Origin of the sequence: Shimia sp., assembly GCF_049116215.1 — a bacterium.
Classification (GTDB): domain Bacteria; phylum Pseudomonadota; class Alphaproteobacteria; order Rhodobacterales; family Rhodobacteraceae; genus Shimia.
The window spans coordinates 18142-33211 of sequence record NZ_JAGDZB010000010.1; the positions used below are offsets into that span (position 1 = coordinate 18142).

Below are 15070 nucleotides of genomic sequence, written 5' to 3' on the forward strand. Positions count from 1 at the left end.
AGGCCCGAACCAGAGTTAAAGAGTTTTCGGAAACCAACCGCGGGTGCGATTGGCGAAAGCGACAAGAGACAGCATGACGGGCACTTCGACCAGCACGCCAACGACTGTGGCCAAAGCGGCTCCAGAGCCGAGGCCGAAGAGCGAGATGGCAACCGCCACCGCCAGCTCGAAGAAATTGGAGGTGCCAATCAAGGCGCAGGGGGCGGCCACTTTAAACGGCACTTTCCAAAGCCGCGCGGCTCCGTAAGCGATGAAGAAGATGCCGTAGGTTTGGATCAGCAAAGGGATCGCGATCAGCAGGATGTTAAGCGGCTGACTGAGGATCACCTGTGCTTGAAACCCAAAAAGAAGCACCACCGTCAGGAGCAACCCGCCAATCGAGGTTGGGCGTAGCTTGTCGCGGAAGGCATCGACGGCAATTTCGCCACCCTGCCCCATCAGGCGCTTACGGGTGAAGACACCAGCGACCAACGGCAACAGGATGTAAAGCACCACTGACAGCAGCAACGTGTTCCACGGCACGGTGATGTTGGTTACCCCCAGCAAGAAGGCGACAATCGGGGCAAAGGCAAAGACCATGATCACATCATTCACGCTGACCTGCACCAACGTGTAGTTGGCGTCACCACGCACCAGATTGGACCAAACAAACACCATGGCAGTACAGGGCGCGGCCCCCAGCAGGATGACCCCGGCGAGGTACTCACTTGCGGTCTGCGGATCGATCCATGGCGCAAAGATGTGTTCAAAGAACAGAACGCCCAGCGCCGCCATGGTGAAGGGTTTGATCAGCCAATTGACCACAACAGTGATCACCAGCCCTTTGGGTTTGCGCCCCACGTCAGTCAGCGCACCAAAGTCTATGCCTATCATCATCGGATAGACCATGGCCCAGATCAGCACAGCGACCGGAAGGTTTACCGAAGCGATTTCCAAACGCGCGAGCCAACCAAAAAGGCTTGGGAACAGGCTGCCCACTACCAGACCGGCGGCAATGGCCAATGCCACCCAAAGGGACAGCAGCCGTTCAAAGGTGCCGAGGCCTGCGTCGATATCAGCGGTATGGTCACTCATGCGCATTTTCCTTCACCGCAGGTGAGGTCTTCGATCAAAGGCTGACACAGTTCTGGCCGCCCGCCGCAGCAGTCTTCCAGTAGGAACCCCAACATGCCGCGCATACCGTCCGTGTCGGCAAAGTAGCGGATAACGCGACCTTCACGCTGATTGCGTACAAGACCGGCCTGCAACAGAACCGAGAGATTGGCCGACAGTGTGTTTTGGCGCACGTCCAAGGCCTCGGCGATATCTCCGGCGCTCATGCCGGTGTCACCGGCCGTCACCAGAAGACGGAAGGCTTCCAAACGGGTTTGCTGGGAAAGGGCCGAAAAGGCTGTGAGGGCTGACATCATATCCATAATTCATGAATTATCGATATGATATGTGAATCGCAAGCAAAACATGGTGCATACCTGCCCTGCGGCGGTGAAACTTTTGTGACGCCTTTAGGCTTGCTTAACCAAAAACGTCGACCGGCCGGTCATCAAGCATGGTCTCCATTGAAAACAAGCCGGTGACCGTGTCCATTTCATAGCCGGTGGTCAATCGGCGGTAGACAGCATCATACCCCGACATGCCCGACGTGATGATTTTCAGCATGTAATCCCAGTCCCCGCCGATGCGGTGCATCTCCGCCACTTGGGGAATACGGGCAACATGCGCCTTAAACCCCTCCGCCCATTCCATCGAGTGATTGCGGGTGCGCACCATGACAAAAACGGTGAGATCCAACCCCAACGCTGTTGGATCAATCCGCATGCGGGAGCCGAGCAACACGCCCTCTTCCTCCAACCGCTTAAGACGCCGCCACAGAGCATTTTGCGACAGGCCCACGCGATCGGCCACTTCTCTTTGAGAGAGAGAGGCATCCCGTTGCAATACGTCGAGGATACGACGATCAATTTGGTCAATTTCCTTACTCATGTAGATCATTTGACCACAATTTTGACCATATAGCGATGAAAAAGGGGGATCTTTTCCACCAGGGGACGGATATTTTCTACTTAACGCGAGCAAGAGGATACCATGACCCACCTAACCGACCCCTTTGAGACATTTGCAGACACACTGAAAACCGCAAAAGACCCGCAGGAGTTTTTGCGGACCGGATTGATTGGTGGTGAGGCACTTATTGACACGCCAACCGGCCCAAAGAAGCTGGTCTATGCGGATTATGTGGCCTCGGGGCGGGCGCTGCGACAGGTGGAAACCTTCGTGATGGAAGAAGTGCTGCCGTTTTATGCCAACACCCACACCGACGCGTCTTTCTGTGGCGCGCGCATGGGGGCGCTGCGCGAAGGTGCCCGTGAAGTTGTGCGGGAGCATTGCGGCGCGCGGGCTGAGGAACATGCGGTGATTTTCTCCGGCTCTGGCGCCACAACCGGCTTGAACCAGCTGATGCACCTGATGGGCGTCGGCGCGGGCGATACCGTTTTGGTTGGGCCTTATGAGCACCATTCCAACCTGCTGCCGTGGCGTGAAAGCGGTGCGGATGTGATCGAAGTGCCGGAGGGCGATCTGCCTGGACCGGACCGTAAAATTCTGACCCAGCTGCTCACGGAGCGGGGGGCCACAGGCCGTGTGATCGTGGCGCTCAGCGCTGCGGCCAATGTAACAGGGGTGTGCACGGATGTGGCGTCGCTGACCCGGCTGGTCAAACACCATGGGGGGATCATGGTGTGGGACTACGCCGGGGGCGGGCCTTACTTGCCAATGCAGATGACACCGGCTGAAGATGTTGAGATCGACGCCTTGGTGTTTTCACCGCACAAGTGCATTGGCGGTCCTGGCGCGAGCGGTGTTTTGCTGATGCGCCGAGAACTGGCCTGTGCGCATGTGCCTTATCGCCCAGGTGGCGGCACTGTGGCCTTTGTGAACGCGCATCAGCATGACTATGTCGCCAAACTTGAACAACGTGAAGAAGGTGGCACGCCAAATGTGGTGGGTGACATTCGCGTGGCTCTGGCGCTGAAGGTGAAAGAAGTGATTGGTCAGAAGGCGATGACAGCCCGCAACGCGGTGCTGACCGCGCGGGCGTTTGCGGCTTGGGGCACGGAGCCACGCCTGAAAATTCTGGCACCGGAGCGTGAGGACCGCCTGCCGATCTTGTCGTTTGTGCCGCTCAATGCCTATGGCGAGCGCATTGACCACAACGATTTTACACGGGCGTTGTCAGAGCAGTATGGCATTCAGGCGCGCGGCGGCTGTTCCTGCGCGGGACCTTATGTCCATGAGCTTCTGAAGATTGGCGATCATCAGTCTTCGGCCATTCGCAATGACATCCTGCAGGGCCCAGGGAAAGCCAAGCCCGGCTTTGTGCGGTTGAACCTCAGCGTTTTGATGACCGATGAGACCGTCAACTACATCCTAGCGTCGGTGGCCGAACTTGCCCGCAGCTGGGACCTAGACGCACAAGAGGCTCTAGCAAGCTAAAGCGTTGTTGCGCGGTACTTGAAGGCGCCTGAGCCGCGGGCGATGACCTCACCGGTTTCGTCTGTGATGGTGCCTTCGGCAAAGAAGGTTTTGGCGCCACCACCGGTGCGCCAGCCTTCGGCGATCAGACCTTGGCCTTTGGGCCGCGACAGAAAGTTGGTGGTCAGCGAGAGCGTGAGCGCCAGCCTTTTGTGTTCCGGCGTACCGGTGTAGCAGCCAGCAAAGCCCATGACCGTGTCCAGAAGCGTGGCGTAGATGCCGCCGTGTGGAATGCCTGCGCGGTTCATTAGGTGTGGCGCAATCGGAAGCGCGAGGCGGGCGTAATCTGTGTCCCAATGGGTGAGCTCAAACCCGAGGTGCTTTTGCAGCTCGTAAGGGGCTTCGTCCAAAGCGGGGTCGAGAGGGGCGTGGGTCATGAGTTGGTCCATCTAAATCTGTTTCGCCCAGCATCGCCGGGCCGCGCCAGCCCAGGCAGGCTTCGCCCTATGTTGTGGCAATCACACCGCGGTTAAACCGCCATCGATTGCAATCGCCTGTCCAGTCATAAAGCTATTCTCTGGCGCATTGATCCACAACATCGCCTGCACCACCTCTTCGGGTTTGGACACCCGACGCATGGGCACGCGGCTGGCAATGTGTGTCATGGCATCATCGCGGGACAGGCCGGCGCGTTGGCCAACCTGATCCGCCATCTCGTCCACCATGGGGGTGGCCGAAAACGAAGGACAAATCGCGTTCACCCGGATGCCGCGCGCCGCGTTTTCGTCCGCGGCGGCTTTGGTCAGGCCCACAACAGCGTGTTTGGCTGCCGAATAAAGCGACAGATGGCCGGACCCAACCAGCCCAGCGGCGGAGGCTACATTGAGGATCGCGCCTACGCCTGCCTTTTGCATGAGCGGGATCTGATACTTCATGCAGAGGAAAACGCCTTTGGCGTTCACGTTCATCATCAGATCGAAGTCCTCAGTGGTGAGGAATTGCAGCGGCCGCACGTCGTGACCAATGCCGGCATTATTGATGCCAATGTCTAGCGCGCCGAAGGCCTCCGCGATGTTGGTGACATGGCCCGAGACTTGGGATTCGTCAGAGACATCGACCACGTCGGCAACAACTTCCACGCCTTTGGCGCGCAATCCGTCCGCGACGGTGGCAAGTTGGGCTGCGTTTACGTCTGACAGCCCGAGTTTGGCGCCCTGTTCAGCGAACTTCTCGGCGGCAAGCGCGCCAAACCCACTGGCCGCGCCGGTGATCATGACCACCATGTCTTGAAACATCTTATCCACGCTTTGACGCCTCCAGACCGGCCATGGCAAACATCGGCACAAAACTGCCCAGCTTGGCGGCCCGTTCCGGATCAGATGCATTGCCGTCCAGCGCGCGTTTTTTCACGCCTTGGATGATGGCGCCCATGCGGAAGAAACAGAACGCCAGATAAAAGCCAAATTTCTCGATACCCGGCAACCCCATGCGTTTGCAATAAGCGGCGATGAAGTCTTCGTCGGTCGGCAGGCCCAGCGCGGCGCGGTCGACACCAGCAAGTCCCCTGCCCTCGTTGCCGGGCGGCATTTGCCATTGCATGATCACCGCCGCCAGATCGGCATAGGGATGGCCGATGGTGGACAGTTCCCAATCTAGCACGGCAACCACTTCGGGACGGTCTTTGGCAAAGAGCATGTTGTCGATCCGGTAATCGCCATGCACCAAGGTGCGTTTGCCGTCATCCGCCGGAATGTTGGCGGCGAGCCAGTCGATCAGCTGATCCATCTGCGGGATCACCTCTGTTTCGCTGGCACGGTATTGCTTGGTCCAGCGGTCGACTTGGCGCTCAAAGTAGTTGCCTTTGGGGCCGTAGTCCGACAGGCCAACGGCATTGATGTCCACAGAATGGATGGCGGCGACGACACGGCCCATTTCGTCGATTATTTGGCCGCGTTGGTCGTTGGTGAGCTCTGGCAATCGTGGGTCGTCGAAGTTGCGCCCTTCGACAAAGTCCATGACGTAGAAGGCAGAGCCGATGACGGCATCGTCCTCACACAACAGATGCATTTGGGCAACGGGAACGTCGGTGTCGGTAAGCGCTTTTTGCACGCGGAACTCACGGTCCACGGCATGCGCGGATTTCAAGAGCACGCCGGGCGGTTTGCGGCGCAGAACAAATTGGCCGGAAGGGCTATCAAGCCTGAAAGTGGGATTGGACTGGCCGACGTCAAACTTGGTTGCCGTGATGGGGCCTTCAAAACCGTCGAGATTGTCAGTGAGCCAGCGCGCAACGGCGGCGGTGTCCAAGGTGGTTGCGTCCATCTGTGTCTCCTCCCCAAGATCCACTTTAGCTGTAGGTCAGCATCTCGTCTTGGTTGCTGCCGTCAATATGCGGAGTTTCGTTGAATCCGTTGAGCCAGGTGTGGCCCTTGGCCATGACCATTCGAGCCACGGCGCAGTTTTTGACCTGCAACTGCAACAGGATCATCTGTTCGGCGGGCGCGTCGAGCACGTCGGCGATGGTGCGCCCGATGGCGCCGCCGGAGCTGACCGCGAGGGGCGTTTTTGCGCCGGAAGCGGCCACTATGGCGCGCGCTTCACGGACGCGGTCTGTGAAGGCGGCAAAGCTTTCCGGTGGGTTGTCGATCTCCCCACGCTGCCATTCGATCACCGTATCGCGCAGGATGCGGAAATGGGTTTTGCGGTCATCATGCAGACCTGCCGGTTTGTCATTACGGCTGGCGTAGCGGGCTTCGAGCAGCCCGCCAAAGTCAAATTCGTTCCACCCCGGCACCACAATTGGCGTCAACCCAGTTTGCAAGGCACTTTCGATGCCCTCCCAGGTCTGACGATGGCGTTTTTGCGCACCAATGAACACCACATCCGGTGTGACACCTTGGCGCTTGAGCGCTGCGCCGAGCGCAGCGGACTGGCGGTGGCCGAGGTCTGACAGGTTGTCATAGTCGGCCGAACCAAAGCTGGCTTGCGCGTGACGGATGAGGTGGAACATTTGGCTCATGACATGCGGGCCTGCAGGCGCTCCCAAGCGGCGACGTATTCGCGCTCAAGGCGGTCGACGAGGTCTGCAGTTTTGGTGACTTCTTTCACCGCGCCAATGCCCTGGCCGGAGCCCCAGATGGTTTTCCAGGCTTTGGGCTTTTCGCGATCGCCGCCGAAGTCCATGGTTTTCACGTCACCGTCCGGCAAGTTGTCCGGGTCCATGCCCGCATTGGTCACGGAGCCTTTGAGGTAGTTGCCGGATACGCCGGTAAACAAGGACGAATAGACGATGTCTTCGGCGCCGCTGTCGACAATCATGTCTTTGTAGCCTTGTTGGGCGTTGGCTTCTTCTGTGGCGATAAAAGGCGAGCCGATGTAGCCGAGGTCCGCCCCCATGGCTTGTGCCGCCAAGAGCGACGCGCCGGTGCCAATGGAACCAGACAATAGCAAAGGCCCGTCAAACCACTCGCGGATTTCGCTGATCAACGCGAGTGGGCTTTGTGGGCCAGCGTGCCCCCCTGCGCCAGCGGCCACAGCGATGAGACCGTCTGCGCCTTTCTCAATCGCCTTCTTGGCAAACTTGTTGTTGATGATGTCATGCAGGGCAATGCCGCCACAATCATGGGCCGCGTCATTGACCTCAACCCGCGCGCCAAGAGATGTGATCCAGATCGGGACCTTGTGTTTGTGACACAACTCGATATCGCGCTGCAGCCGTGTGTTGGAGCGGTGCACGATCTGGTTCACGGCGAAGGGTGCGGCCGGTCGATCCGGGTTTTCCTGATTGTGACGGTCCAGCTCTTCACGGATCTGCGTGAGCCAGGTGTCCAGAAGTGGGTGTTCGCCCTCGCCTTCGCGGGCGTTGAGCGCGGGGAAACTGCCTATGATGCCTGCCTTACACTGGGCAATAACCAGCGCGGGAACGGAAATGATAAACAAAGGCGAGGCAACTGCGGGGATGCGCAGACCTTGCAAAGCCTTTGGAAGGTGGCTGTCACCAGACATGAGAAACTCCTGTTGTTGGTGTCAGGATAAGGCCGCGTGCGGGGCGCTCAAGCAAGAGGTTGGCAAAGTAACATGACGTCACTTTGGGGGGAGCCTTGGTGGATGATCGTTCCGACACGCTGAGGTTGAATGCCTCCGGCGGGGATATTTAGGGACTGTCAAGGGGCTTAGCGGGTGAGAAATATGCGGATGTGTTGGGCGATCTCGGCGGGCTTTTGATGCAGGAGCCAATGGTCGGCCTTCGGGATGGTTTGGATTGCGAGGTCGACGCAATGGTCTTCGAGCCCCGCGTAACACTCCGGCAGCAGCGCCGTGTCGTCCTCGCCCCAGAGCAGGAGGTGAGGCATCGAAACATGCAAAAGGTGGGGCGGCAGGTTGGGCAGGTTGGCCTCTTGTAAAGGCACGCCGGGGGCGGCCACCTTGAGGAAAGACGCGCGGTACCAATTGACCATGCCGCGGATTTGTTCTGCACCGCCCCAGGCAGCTTGGTAGGCGGCAAGCCTCTCCGGTGTCATCCAGGACATGTCCATATGTTTGGAGAAGATACCCATCATGCGCGCATGGTTGTTGGCGGCGAGTTTGTCCTCAGACCCGTCTGCGCGCAGCCAGTTGATGTATTGGCTGGCTTCCGATTGTGCGCCCCCTGCGGCCAGCGCACGTTGAAAGGGGATGGGATGCACGCCGTTTGCGATGATCAGCTTTTGCAGGCGGTCGGGATGGCGGAAGGCCAAGCCGTAGGCCACGGCCGCGCCCCAGTCATGACCGAGGACAGCCGCGACGGGGACGTCGGGACTGTAGTGTTCGAGCACGGCAAGCGCATCGCCAACCAGCTTGGACGCAGCGTAGTGATCGACCTCGGCAGGGCGCCAGCTTTGACCATAACCGCGCTGATCCGGGGCGATGCAGAAGTACTCATTTTCCAGCTGCGCGATGAGCTCGGCAAAGGCACCGGAGTATTCCGGGAAGCCGTGCAGCATCAGGATCGCGGGCTTGGAGGGATCGCCGGCCACAACAACATGAAAGTCATGGCCGGCGATGTTTAAGGTCTCGCTGCGCAAGGCTTAGGCCATATCGGGCAGTTTGTGGTCTGCAAACTGTTTGCGCAGGGTGAGTTTGGAGACTTTGCCGGTGGCGGTGAGCGGCAGTTCGTCGACAAAGACCACGTCGTCCGGCAGCTGCCACTTGGCGAAGTGCTCCAGCAGCAGCTCCATCAACGCGCTGGCCTCTGGTTTGCCTTCAGGCGATGGCACCACCACCAGCAGCGGGCGTTCGTCCCATTTGGGGTGCGCCACGGCGATCACCGCGCAGTTGGCCACTTTGGGATGCGCCATAACGGTGTTTTCCAAATCAAGTGACGAGATCCATTCACCGCCGGACTTGATCAGGTCTTTGGCCCGGTCGGTGATGGTGAGGAAGCCATTGGCGTCGATGGTGGCAACGTCGCCGGTGCCAAACCAGCCTTCGGCATCAAAGGCGGCGGCATTGGCCTCTTCGTTTTCGAAATAGCCAGAGGTGATCGCGTTGCCACGCACATAGAGCTCGCCAGCGGCCTGGCCGTCGTGTGGTAGACGGTTGCCGTCCTCATCCACGATTTTCAGATCAACCCCAAAGACCCGGCGGCCTTGTTTGGATTTGATCGCAATACGCTCGGCCATGGGCTTACCGTCGAGATGATCCGGCAGATTGCCTTGGGTGCCGATGGGCGACATTTCGGTCATGCCCCAGGCGTGGCAGACGTTGACGCCGCCTTCCTCAAAGTATTGGATCATCGAGGCGGGGGCCGCGGATCCACCGACGACCATATCACCGAGGCCTTCGGGCATACGGCCTTGATTGGCAATCTCGCCCTGCAGGCCGAGCCAGACCGTCGGTACACCCCAGGCGGAATAGACTTTTTCGTCGTCCATCAGCTTGAACAGGCTCGCGCCATCTAAAGCCCCGCCGGGGAAGATCAGGGATGCGCCGGTGAGCGGTGCCGCGTAAGGCAGACCCCAGGCGTTGACGTGGAAAAGCGGAACAACTGGCAGAATACGCTTACCTGGCTGCAACGCGGCGGGCAGAGAGAGGCCCACCATCATCGCGTGCAGCACGGTGGAGCGGTGGGTGTAAAGCGTGCCTTTGGGATTGCCGGTGGTACCGGAGGTATAGCACAGGCCCGCAGCCGTTTCCTCGGGCAAGTCGGGCCAGTCAAAGTGCTCCGGTTGCCCCTCAAGCAGCTCTTCGTAACAGAGATAGTCACCGTCAGGCATATGCGCGCGGTCAGTCATCACGACAACTTTCAGGCCTTCGGGCCATTGCCCACGCAGCGCGTCGACAATCGGCACAAATGTCAGGTCCACAAAGAGCATCGTGTCGTTGGCGTGGTTGACGATATAGGTCATCTGCTCAGCCGACAAGCGTGGGTTGATGGTGTGGCACACACCGCCTGCCCCGGAGATGGCATAGTAAAGCTCGAGGTGGCGATAGCCGTTCCACGCCAGCGTCGCGACACGATCGCCCAGTTTCAGCCCCTGCGCAGTGAGGCCATGCGCCAACTGCGCCACCCGTTTGGCGGTTTGGGCATAAGTTTGGCGGTGAATGTCGCCTTCGGTGCGGACCGACACCACCTCCCCCCCTGAGTGGATTTCTGCCGCGTAGCTTAGTATGTCCGCAATCTTCAGCGGACGCATCATCATGGACCCTTGCATATGGCCCTCCCCTGCCAATGAGTGTCTGTTCGCCTCAGTACGTTACGCGCAAGTTTCGAGATTTCAAAAGCCTGCGTTAAAAGTGTCGTGGCGTCGCAAGCATCTGCACCCTAGGCTATGGCAGCCAAGCTTATGTGCACCTTTGCACAATTAAGCTGCGGTGCCGCCAGTTTTTCCGACGGCCCTGAGCGCCTATTTTGAGCGATGAAAGGAGACATGTCATGTCTATCAGACCTGTTTTGGAAACCCGCAAAGCCGTTCCCGCAATGGAAGGCGCCGGCGTGCACATCAACCGCGTGTTTGGGTTTCAGGATCCCACGGAGCTCGACCCGTTTTTGATGATGGATCATTTTCGCAATGATGATCCGGCGCAATATGAGAAAGGGTTCCCGTGGCACCCCCACCGTGGGATCGAAACCATCACCTATGTGATTGACGGCGCGGTGGAGCATCAGGACAGCCTTGGCAACACCGGCAATCTGAAATCCGGTGACGTGCAATGGATGACCGCCGGGCGCGGAATTTTGCATCAGGAGATGCCCACGGCGGATGCCAATGGGGCGAACCACGGGTTTCAGCTTTGGGCCAACCTGCCGCGGGATCTAAAAATGACCGATCCGCGCTATCAGGATGTGGAAGGCAAAGAAATCCCCGAGATCATTGATGATGACGGCACCAAGGTGCGGATTGTCATCGGCAGTTTCTGGGGCAAGACCGGCCCAGTGGATGGCATATCCGCGGATCCGATGTTTTTGGATGTGACCGTGCCGGCGGGGGTGAAAAAGACCTTCCCCATCGACACGCGGCGACGGGCATTTGCCTATGTGTTTGAGGGTGACGCGGCCTTTGCCGATGCCAGCCAGCCGACCGGTATCCTGCTTGAGAAAGAGGTGGCAGGCGAAGAGCTGAACATCCGCGACATGAGCGGGGACCGCACGCTCATTCGCTTTGGCAATGGCGATGAAGTCACGGTGCAAGCCGGGGAAGAAGGCGTGCGCTTCTTGCTGATCTCAGGCCAGCCGATTCAGGAGCCGGTGGCCTGGCACGGGCCGATCGTGATGAACACGCAGCAAGAGCTGCAACAGGCCTTTGCCGAGCTGCGCAACGGCACGTTTATCAAACCGGCACATTAAACACGCTGGCGGCTGGAACAAAGTTCTGGCCGCCAATCCGCACAAGCGCCAAAGTTTCATCCCAAACCAATCAATTCAAGTATTACAATTAGGGATGATGGCGGAAACTGCGGAGGCAAAGGTCCTGGAGACGTCACCCAAGGTAATGACCGGCTGGCAGCTGTTGTGCTTCAGCCTGCTGACCGCGCCTTTGGCCATGATCAACTTCGCCGTGGTGAGTTTTGTGCCAACCTTCTTCGCCGTTGATCTGGGGGGGCTGGTAACGGTGGGTGCTGTGTTCATGTTTGGCCAGGCCTTTGACATCATCACAGCCCCAATTGTCGGCGCATAGAGCGACCGCACCCAAGGCCGCTGGGGGCCGAGACTGCCGTGGATGTTTGTTGGGTTTCTGGGGCTGTTGTTATGTGTGTGGTTTTTGCTGGTCCCACCGGAAGGGATTGGCGCGGTCTATTTGTTCGGCGTGGCCTCCGGATATTTGCTGTTTCTCACCTTTTTTGATGTGCCCTATTCCAACATCGGCTTGGAGATATCCCCGGACCCGCATGAGCGCTCAGTCATTGCCGGAGCCAAAGGGATCTTTCAGATAATGGGCGCGGTGCTGGCCTCTTTGACCTCTGCTGTGGTTGCCAGTGCAATGGGAACGTCTCTGCAGGCGACGGCGGTGATTTTTGTGACGCTGATGCCGCTTTCTTTTATCCTGTTTCTGCGCATGACCCCACGCCCAAACCGCGCCCCGCCAGAAAAGCGTCCAACCCTGTTGTCAGCTTGGCAGATCTGCATGAAAAACCGGCACTTTCGCGCATTGGTGGCGGCGTTTTTTGCGGTGCAGGCGACCAATGCCATGACGGTTGGATTGTTTGTCCTGTTTGCCCCCCATGTGGTGCAAAAGCCGGAGTTGGTTGGCCCATGTTTCTGGCGTTGCTGCTGGCGACATCTTTGTTTGGGCCGGTGTGGGTGATCCTGGCTAAGAAGATTGGCAAACGGCGCAGCTGGATCACCGCTATCGCTCTGTGTTGCCCCATTCTCATGACAACCTATCTGGTTGGGGCCGGCGACACTGGCTTGATCTTGGCGCTGTGCTTTGGACTTGGCGCCTGCATGACCTGTGACGGCGTAATGCCAACCTCTTTGCTCGCTGACATTGTGGCGGCAGAAGAACAGCGTCAGGGGCACTCACAGGCAGCAAGTTATCTGGCGCTCAAGAATGTGGCCTCAAAAATGGCCTTTGTCGCACCGATGGGGGTGGCGTTTCCGGTGTTGGGCTGGGTCGGGTTTGACCGAGACGCAGGCAGTGCGCCGGAGACAATGGGCGTCCTGCTTCTGTTCTTTGTTGCCGTGCCATGCGGGCTGCGGCTTTTGGTGGCGGGACGTTTGTGGCGCGGCACCGCGCGGAATCATGCCAAGGCGCCGCTCTAAACACCCACCGCCTTGCGCACCATGTCCCAGTAAATTTGCTCCACCTCTTCCAGTGACAGACGCCCACCTTCGCGGAACCAGGTGTTCACCCCGGTCAACATGGCAATCACCGCCATGGTGGCAATCTTGGGATCGCTGACTTCGAAGTCGCCGCTGTCGATGCCCGCGCGCAGAATGGCTTCCAACCCGTCCTCATAAGCGCGGCGCAGTTCTTCGATTTTGGCGAAGTTTTCCGGCGTCAGGTTGCGCAGTTCCATATAGGCGATGAAGACCTCATCAGGCCGTTCAGAGTGGAACCGCAGGTGCAGGCGGGTGAAGTTTTCCAGCGCCTCAGTCGGTGTGGCTCCGTCTGGCAATTCTTCCCGTGCGGCCAAAAGCTCGGTCATATGGGTCTGCATCAGATCAAACAGCAGGCTCTGCTTGTCCGGCGTGTAATTATAAAGCGCTCCGGCTTGCACCCCAACCTCCCGCGCAATCTGCCGCATGGAGACAGCGGCGTAGCCGTGTTGGGCAAAGAGTTTGAGCGCCGCATCGCGGACGCGCGGGCCGGTGATGCCGGAATGAGAGCCTTGTGTGCGTGCCATGGAACGTAATTATCTGAACACGCGTTCGTTTAAAAGCGGCTCTACAGCCTTCTGTTATCTTCATCATGACTTGTGTGTCGCCACGGCCATAGGTCATAAAGCGGAGACCCAAGTACGGACCCCGCCATGCAGCCTGCGCGCGCCTTTGTTTTTGTTGTACTGCCGCTCTCCATACTGAAGGCCTGCGGCGAGATGCCCGACATGGCCGCCACCAGCGATCCGGCGCTGGAAGCGGCGCCCTACCCCGACATCCTACCGCAATATGCGCTGCCCAAAGCGCCAAAAGGCCGCTTGACGGAAAACAGCGAGGCTGAGCTGGACGCCCGCGGGGCGCGTCTCAAAAACCGCGCCAACAATCTTTAGCCCTCACGCCACACACCGCGCGTTGCACAGCACGTCAAGAGCGGCTAAACGGCAAAGCGACATATACAACTCTCCTGCATAGAGGTAGCCCATCATGACCACTTCCCAGCCTACTCCGCTTCGTCTTGGGATTGCCGGTTTGGGCACCGTGGGCGTGGGCGTCGTGAAAATCATCCGTCAGAAAGCCAACGTTTTGGCGGCGCGCACCGGTCGTCCGATTGAGATCACCGCCGTAAGTGCCCGTTCTAAAGACAAGGATCGCGGCGTGTCGCTGGCGGGCTATGCCTGGGAAGACGATCCGGTGGCGCTGGCAAAACGCGACGATGTGGACGTGTTTGTGGAACTGATGGGTGGCGAAGACGGCCCTGCCAAAGACGCCATCGAGGCGGCGCTGGCGCTGGGCAAAGACGTTGTCACCGCCAACAAGGCGCTGCTGGCGCACCACGGTCAGGCTTTGGCAGAAACCGCCGAAGGCAAAGGCGCAGTGATCCGGTTTGAAGCGGCTGTGGCCGGTGGTATTCCGGTGATCAAAGCGCTGACCGAAGGTCTGGCGGGCAATGACATCACCCGCGTGATGGGCGTGATGAACGGCACCTGCAACTACATCCTGACCCGGATGCAGGACGCGGGCTTGCCTTATGATGAGGTTTTTGCCGAAGCCGATGCGCTGGGCTATCTCGAAGCCGATCCGAACCTCGACGTAGGTGGCATTGATGCCGGTCACAAGCTGTCCCTGCTGTCCTCCATCGCCTTTGGCACCAAGGTGGATTTCGACGGTGTGGAGCTGGAAGGCATTCAGCGCATCTCCATAGAAGACATCAACCAAGCGGCTGAGCTGGGCTTCAAGATCAAGCTGCTGGGCGTGACCCAGATGACCGGTCGCGGACTGGAGCAGCGCATGTCGCCTTGTTTGGTACCGGCTGACAGCCCATTGGGTCAGCTTCAGGGCGGCACCAATATGGTGGTAATCGAGGGCGACGCGGTGGAGCAGGTTGTGCTGCGCGGCCCCGGTGCCGGTGAGGGCCCAACCGCCAGTGCCGTCATGGGTGACGTTTGTGACATCGCGCGTGGTTTCCGCCTGTCGACCTTTGGGGTTCCGGCAGAGATGTTAACCACAGCCAAATCGGCACAGTCCAATTCTCCTGCGCCTTACTACCTGCGCCTGGCATTGGAAGATCGCCCGGGTGCCATGGCCAAGATCGCCACTGCGTTGGGGGACAACGGCATTAGCATCGACCGCATGCGCCAGACCCGCCATGACGATGCCCATGCGCCTGTGTTGATCGTGACCCATAAAACCCAGCGTGCCGATCTTGACGCTGCGGTGGTGGCGATGCGGGACACCGGTGTGATGGCGGCAGATCCGGTGGCGTTGCGCATCGAAGCGGTGTGAGCCGCACCTGAGCACAAAGCG

General features: G+C 59.1%; 17 protein-coding genes and 1 pseudogene. 7 read left to right on the forward strand and 11 right to left on the reverse strand.

The window, feature by feature from the left end; genetic code table 11:
- Positions 1 to 15: 15 nt before the first annotated feature.
- The 3 genes from arsB to JXR15_RS20865 form a co-directional block, all read right to left on the reverse strand.
- Positions 16 to 1074: an ACR3 family arsenite efflux transporter gene (gene arsB / locus JXR15_RS20855; protein WP_422055125.1), complete on the reverse strand. Its 1059-nt coding sequence runs from the start codon at positions 1072 to 1074 to the stop codon at positions 16 to 18.
- On the reverse strand, positions 1071 to 1415 hold the full coding sequence (locus JXR15_RS20860) for an ArsR/SmtB family transcription factor (RefSeq protein ID WP_422055126.1): 345 nt from the start codon (positions 1413 to 1415) through the stop codon (positions 1071 to 1073). The genes arsB and JXR15_RS20860 overlap by 4 nt, the downstream gene beginning before the upstream one ends.
- A 97-nt stretch (positions 1416 to 1512) precedes the next feature.
- Positions 1513 to 1980, reverse strand: a complete 468-nt coding sequence (locus JXR15_RS20865; RefSeq protein WP_422055127.1) for an Lrp/AsnC family transcriptional regulator — start codon at positions 1978 to 1980, stop codon at positions 1513 to 1515.
- Positions 1981 to 2082: 102 nt separating this feature from the next.
- Here JXR15_RS20865 and JXR15_RS20870 point away from each other — a divergent pair, with 102 nt between their 5' ends.
- Positions 2083 to 3489, forward strand: coding sequence for an aminotransferase class V-fold PLP-dependent enzyme (locus JXR15_RS20870; RefSeq protein WP_422055128.1), 1407 nt, complete (start codon positions 2083 to 2085; stop codon positions 3487 to 3489).
- On the opposite strand, the gene JXR15_RS20875 is transcribed toward JXR15_RS20870, so the two are convergent.
- The 7 genes from JXR15_RS20875 to JXR15_RS20905 all read right to left on the reverse strand — a co-directional run bounded on the left by JXR15_RS20875 (position 3486) and on the right by JXR15_RS20905 (position 10160).
- Positions 3486 to 3905 carry a PaaI family thioesterase gene (locus JXR15_RS20875; RefSeq protein ID WP_422055129.1) on the reverse strand — a complete coding sequence of 140 codons (420 nt, stop codon included), beginning with the start codon at positions 3903 to 3905 and terminating at the stop codon, positions 3486 to 3488. The genes JXR15_RS20870 and JXR15_RS20875 overlap by 4 nt on opposite strands.
- Before the next feature lie 81 nt (positions 3906 to 3986).
- A complete protein-coding gene (locus JXR15_RS20880) occupies positions 3987 to 4763 on the reverse strand; it encodes an SDR family NAD(P)-dependent oxidoreductase (RefSeq protein ID WP_422055150.1) in 777 nt (258 codons plus the stop codon).
- A gap of 1 nt (position 4764) precedes the next feature.
- Positions 4765 to 5790 carry a phosphotransferase family protein gene (locus tag JXR15_RS20885; RefSeq protein ID WP_422055130.1) on the reverse strand — a complete coding sequence of 342 codons (1026 nt, stop codon included), beginning with the start codon at positions 5788 to 5790 and terminating at the stop codon, positions 4765 to 4767.
- Positions 5791 to 5815: 25 nt separating this feature from the next.
- A complete protein-coding gene (locus JXR15_RS20890) occupies positions 5816 to 6487 on the reverse strand; it encodes a histidine phosphatase family protein (RefSeq protein WP_422055131.1) in 672 nt (223 codons plus the stop codon).
- The gene (locus JXR15_RS20895) at positions 6484 to 7473 is read right to left on the reverse strand and encodes an NAD(P)H-dependent flavin oxidoreductase (protein WP_422055132.1); all 990 of its coding nucleotides are present in this window, start codon (positions 7471 to 7473) and stop codon (positions 6484 to 6486) included. Before JXR15_RS20895 ends, JXR15_RS20890 begins: the two co-directional genes overlap by 4 nt.
- A gap of 167 nt (positions 7474 to 7640) precedes the next feature.
- Positions 7641 to 8531, reverse strand: coding sequence for an alpha/beta fold hydrolase (locus tag JXR15_RS20900; RefSeq protein WP_422055133.1), 891 nt, complete (start codon positions 8529 to 8531; stop codon positions 7641 to 7643).
- A 3-nt stretch (positions 8532 to 8534) separates the two neighbouring features.
- Positions 8535 to 10160 (reverse strand): long-chain fatty acid--CoA ligase, encoded by a 1626-nt coding sequence (locus JXR15_RS20905; RefSeq protein WP_422055134.1) that lies wholly within the window; start codon positions 10158 to 10160, stop codon positions 8535 to 8537.
- 221 nt (positions 10161 to 10381) lie between these two features.
- On the opposite strand from JXR15_RS20905, the gene JXR15_RS20910 reads away from it, so the two are divergent.
- The 4 genes and pseudogenes from JXR15_RS20910 (at position 10382) to JXR15_RS20925 (ending at position 12709) form a co-directional block, all read left to right on the forward strand.
- Positions 10382 to 11293: a pirin family protein gene (locus JXR15_RS20910; RefSeq protein WP_422055135.1), complete on the forward strand. Its 912-nt coding sequence runs from the start codon at positions 10382 to 10384 to the stop codon at positions 11291 to 11293.
- Between the two features lie 145 nt (positions 11294 to 11438).
- Entirely contained in the window at positions 11439 to 11624 is a 186-nt protein-coding gene (locus JXR15_RS20915) for a hypothetical protein (protein ID WP_422055136.1), read from the forward strand.
- 12 nt (positions 11625 to 11636) lie between these two features.
- Positions 11637 to 12251: pseudogene (locus JXR15_RS20920) on the forward strand (MFS transporter); the annotation flags it as partial.
- A complete protein-coding gene (locus tag JXR15_RS20925) occupies positions 12200 to 12709 on the forward strand; it encodes an MFS transporter (RefSeq protein ID WP_422055137.1) in 510 nt (169 codons plus the stop codon). The pseudogene JXR15_RS20920 and the gene JXR15_RS20925, both read left to right, overlap by 52 nt.
- On the opposite strand, the gene JXR15_RS20930 is transcribed toward JXR15_RS20925, so the two are convergent.
- A complete protein-coding gene (locus JXR15_RS20930) occupies positions 12706 to 13293 on the reverse strand; it encodes a TetR/AcrR family transcriptional regulator (protein ID WP_422055138.1) in 588 nt (195 codons plus the stop codon). The two genes, JXR15_RS20925 and JXR15_RS20930, sit on opposite strands and share 4 nt — an antisense overlap.
- Positions 13294 to 13419: 126 nt before the next feature.
- Between JXR15_RS20930 and JXR15_RS20935 the strand changes: the two genes are divergently transcribed.
- Both JXR15_RS20935 and JXR15_RS20940 read left to right on the forward strand, forming a co-directional pair.
- Positions 13420 to 13656, forward strand: a complete 237-nt coding sequence (locus JXR15_RS20935) for a hypothetical protein (protein ID WP_422055139.1) — start codon at positions 13420 to 13422, stop codon at positions 13654 to 13656.
- Between the two features lie 94 nt (positions 13657 to 13750).
- Positions 13751 to 15049 (forward strand): homoserine dehydrogenase, encoded by a 1299-nt coding sequence (locus JXR15_RS20940; RefSeq protein WP_422055140.1) that lies wholly within the window; start codon positions 13751 to 13753, stop codon positions 15047 to 15049.
- Positions 15050 to 15070 lie beyond the last annotated feature (21 nt).

Bases quoted from the DNA above. Each gene is read 5' to 3' on its own strand.
- JXR15_RS20865 (WP_422055127.1), bottom strand. From the start codon at position 1,980: ATGAGTAAGGAAATTGACCAAATTGATCGTCGTATCCTCGACGTATTG.
- JXR15_RS20895 (WP_422055132.1), bottom strand. From the start codon at position 7,473: ATGTCTGGTGACAGCCACCTTCCAAAGGCTTTGCAAGGTCTGCGCATC.
- JXR15_RS20860 (WP_422055126.1), bottom strand. From the start codon at position 1,415: ATGGATATGATGTCAGCCCTCACAGCCTTTTCGGCCCTTTCCCAGCAA.
- JXR15_RS20915 (WP_422055136.1), top strand. From the start codon at position 11,439: ATGACCGGCTGGCAGCTGTTGTGCTTCAGCCTGCTGACCGCGCCTTTG.
- JXR15_RS20875 (WP_422055129.1), bottom strand. From the start codon at position 3,905: ATGACCCACGCCCCTCTCGACCCCGCTTTGGACGAAGCCCCTTACGAG.
- arsB (WP_422055125.1), bottom strand. From the start codon at position 1,074: ATGAGTGACCATACCGCTGATATCGACGCAGGCCTCGGCACCTTTGAA.
- JXR15_RS20935 (WP_422055139.1), top strand. From the start codon at position 13,420: ATGCAGCCTGCGCGCGCCTTTGTTTTTGTTGTACTGCCGCTCTCCATA.
- JXR15_RS20870 (WP_422055128.1), top strand. From the start codon at position 2,083: ATGACCCACCTAACCGACCCCTTTGAGACATTTGCAGACACACTGAAA.
- JXR15_RS20885 (WP_422055130.1), bottom strand. From the start codon at position 5,790: ATGGACGCAACCACCTTGGACACCGCCGCCGTTGCGCGCTGGCTCACT.
- JXR15_RS20940 (WP_422055140.1), top strand. From the start codon at position 13,751: ATGACCACTTCCCAGCCTACTCCGCTTCGTCTTGGGATTGCCGGTTTG.
- JXR15_RS20925 (WP_422055137.1), top strand. From the start codon at position 12,200: ATGTTTCTGGCGTTGCTGCTGGCGACATCTTTGTTTGGGCCGGTGTGG.
- JXR15_RS20880 (WP_422055150.1), bottom strand. From the start codon at position 4,763: ATGTTTCAAGACATGGTGGTCATGATCACCGGCGCGGCCAGTGGGTTT.
- JXR15_RS20905 (WP_422055134.1), bottom strand. From the start codon at position 10,160: ATGCAAGGGTCCATGATGATGCGTCCGCTGAAGATTGCGGACATACTA.
- JXR15_RS20930 (WP_422055138.1), bottom strand. From the start codon at position 13,293: ATGGCACGCACACAAGGCTCTCATTCCGGCATCACCGGCCCGCGCGTC.
- JXR15_RS20910 (WP_422055135.1), top strand. From the start codon at position 10,382: ATGTCTATCAGACCTGTTTTGGAAACCCGCAAAGCCGTTCCCGCAATG.
- JXR15_RS20890 (WP_422055131.1), bottom strand. From the start codon at position 6,487: ATGAGCCAAATGTTCCACCTCATCCGTCACGCGCAAGCCAGCTTTGGT.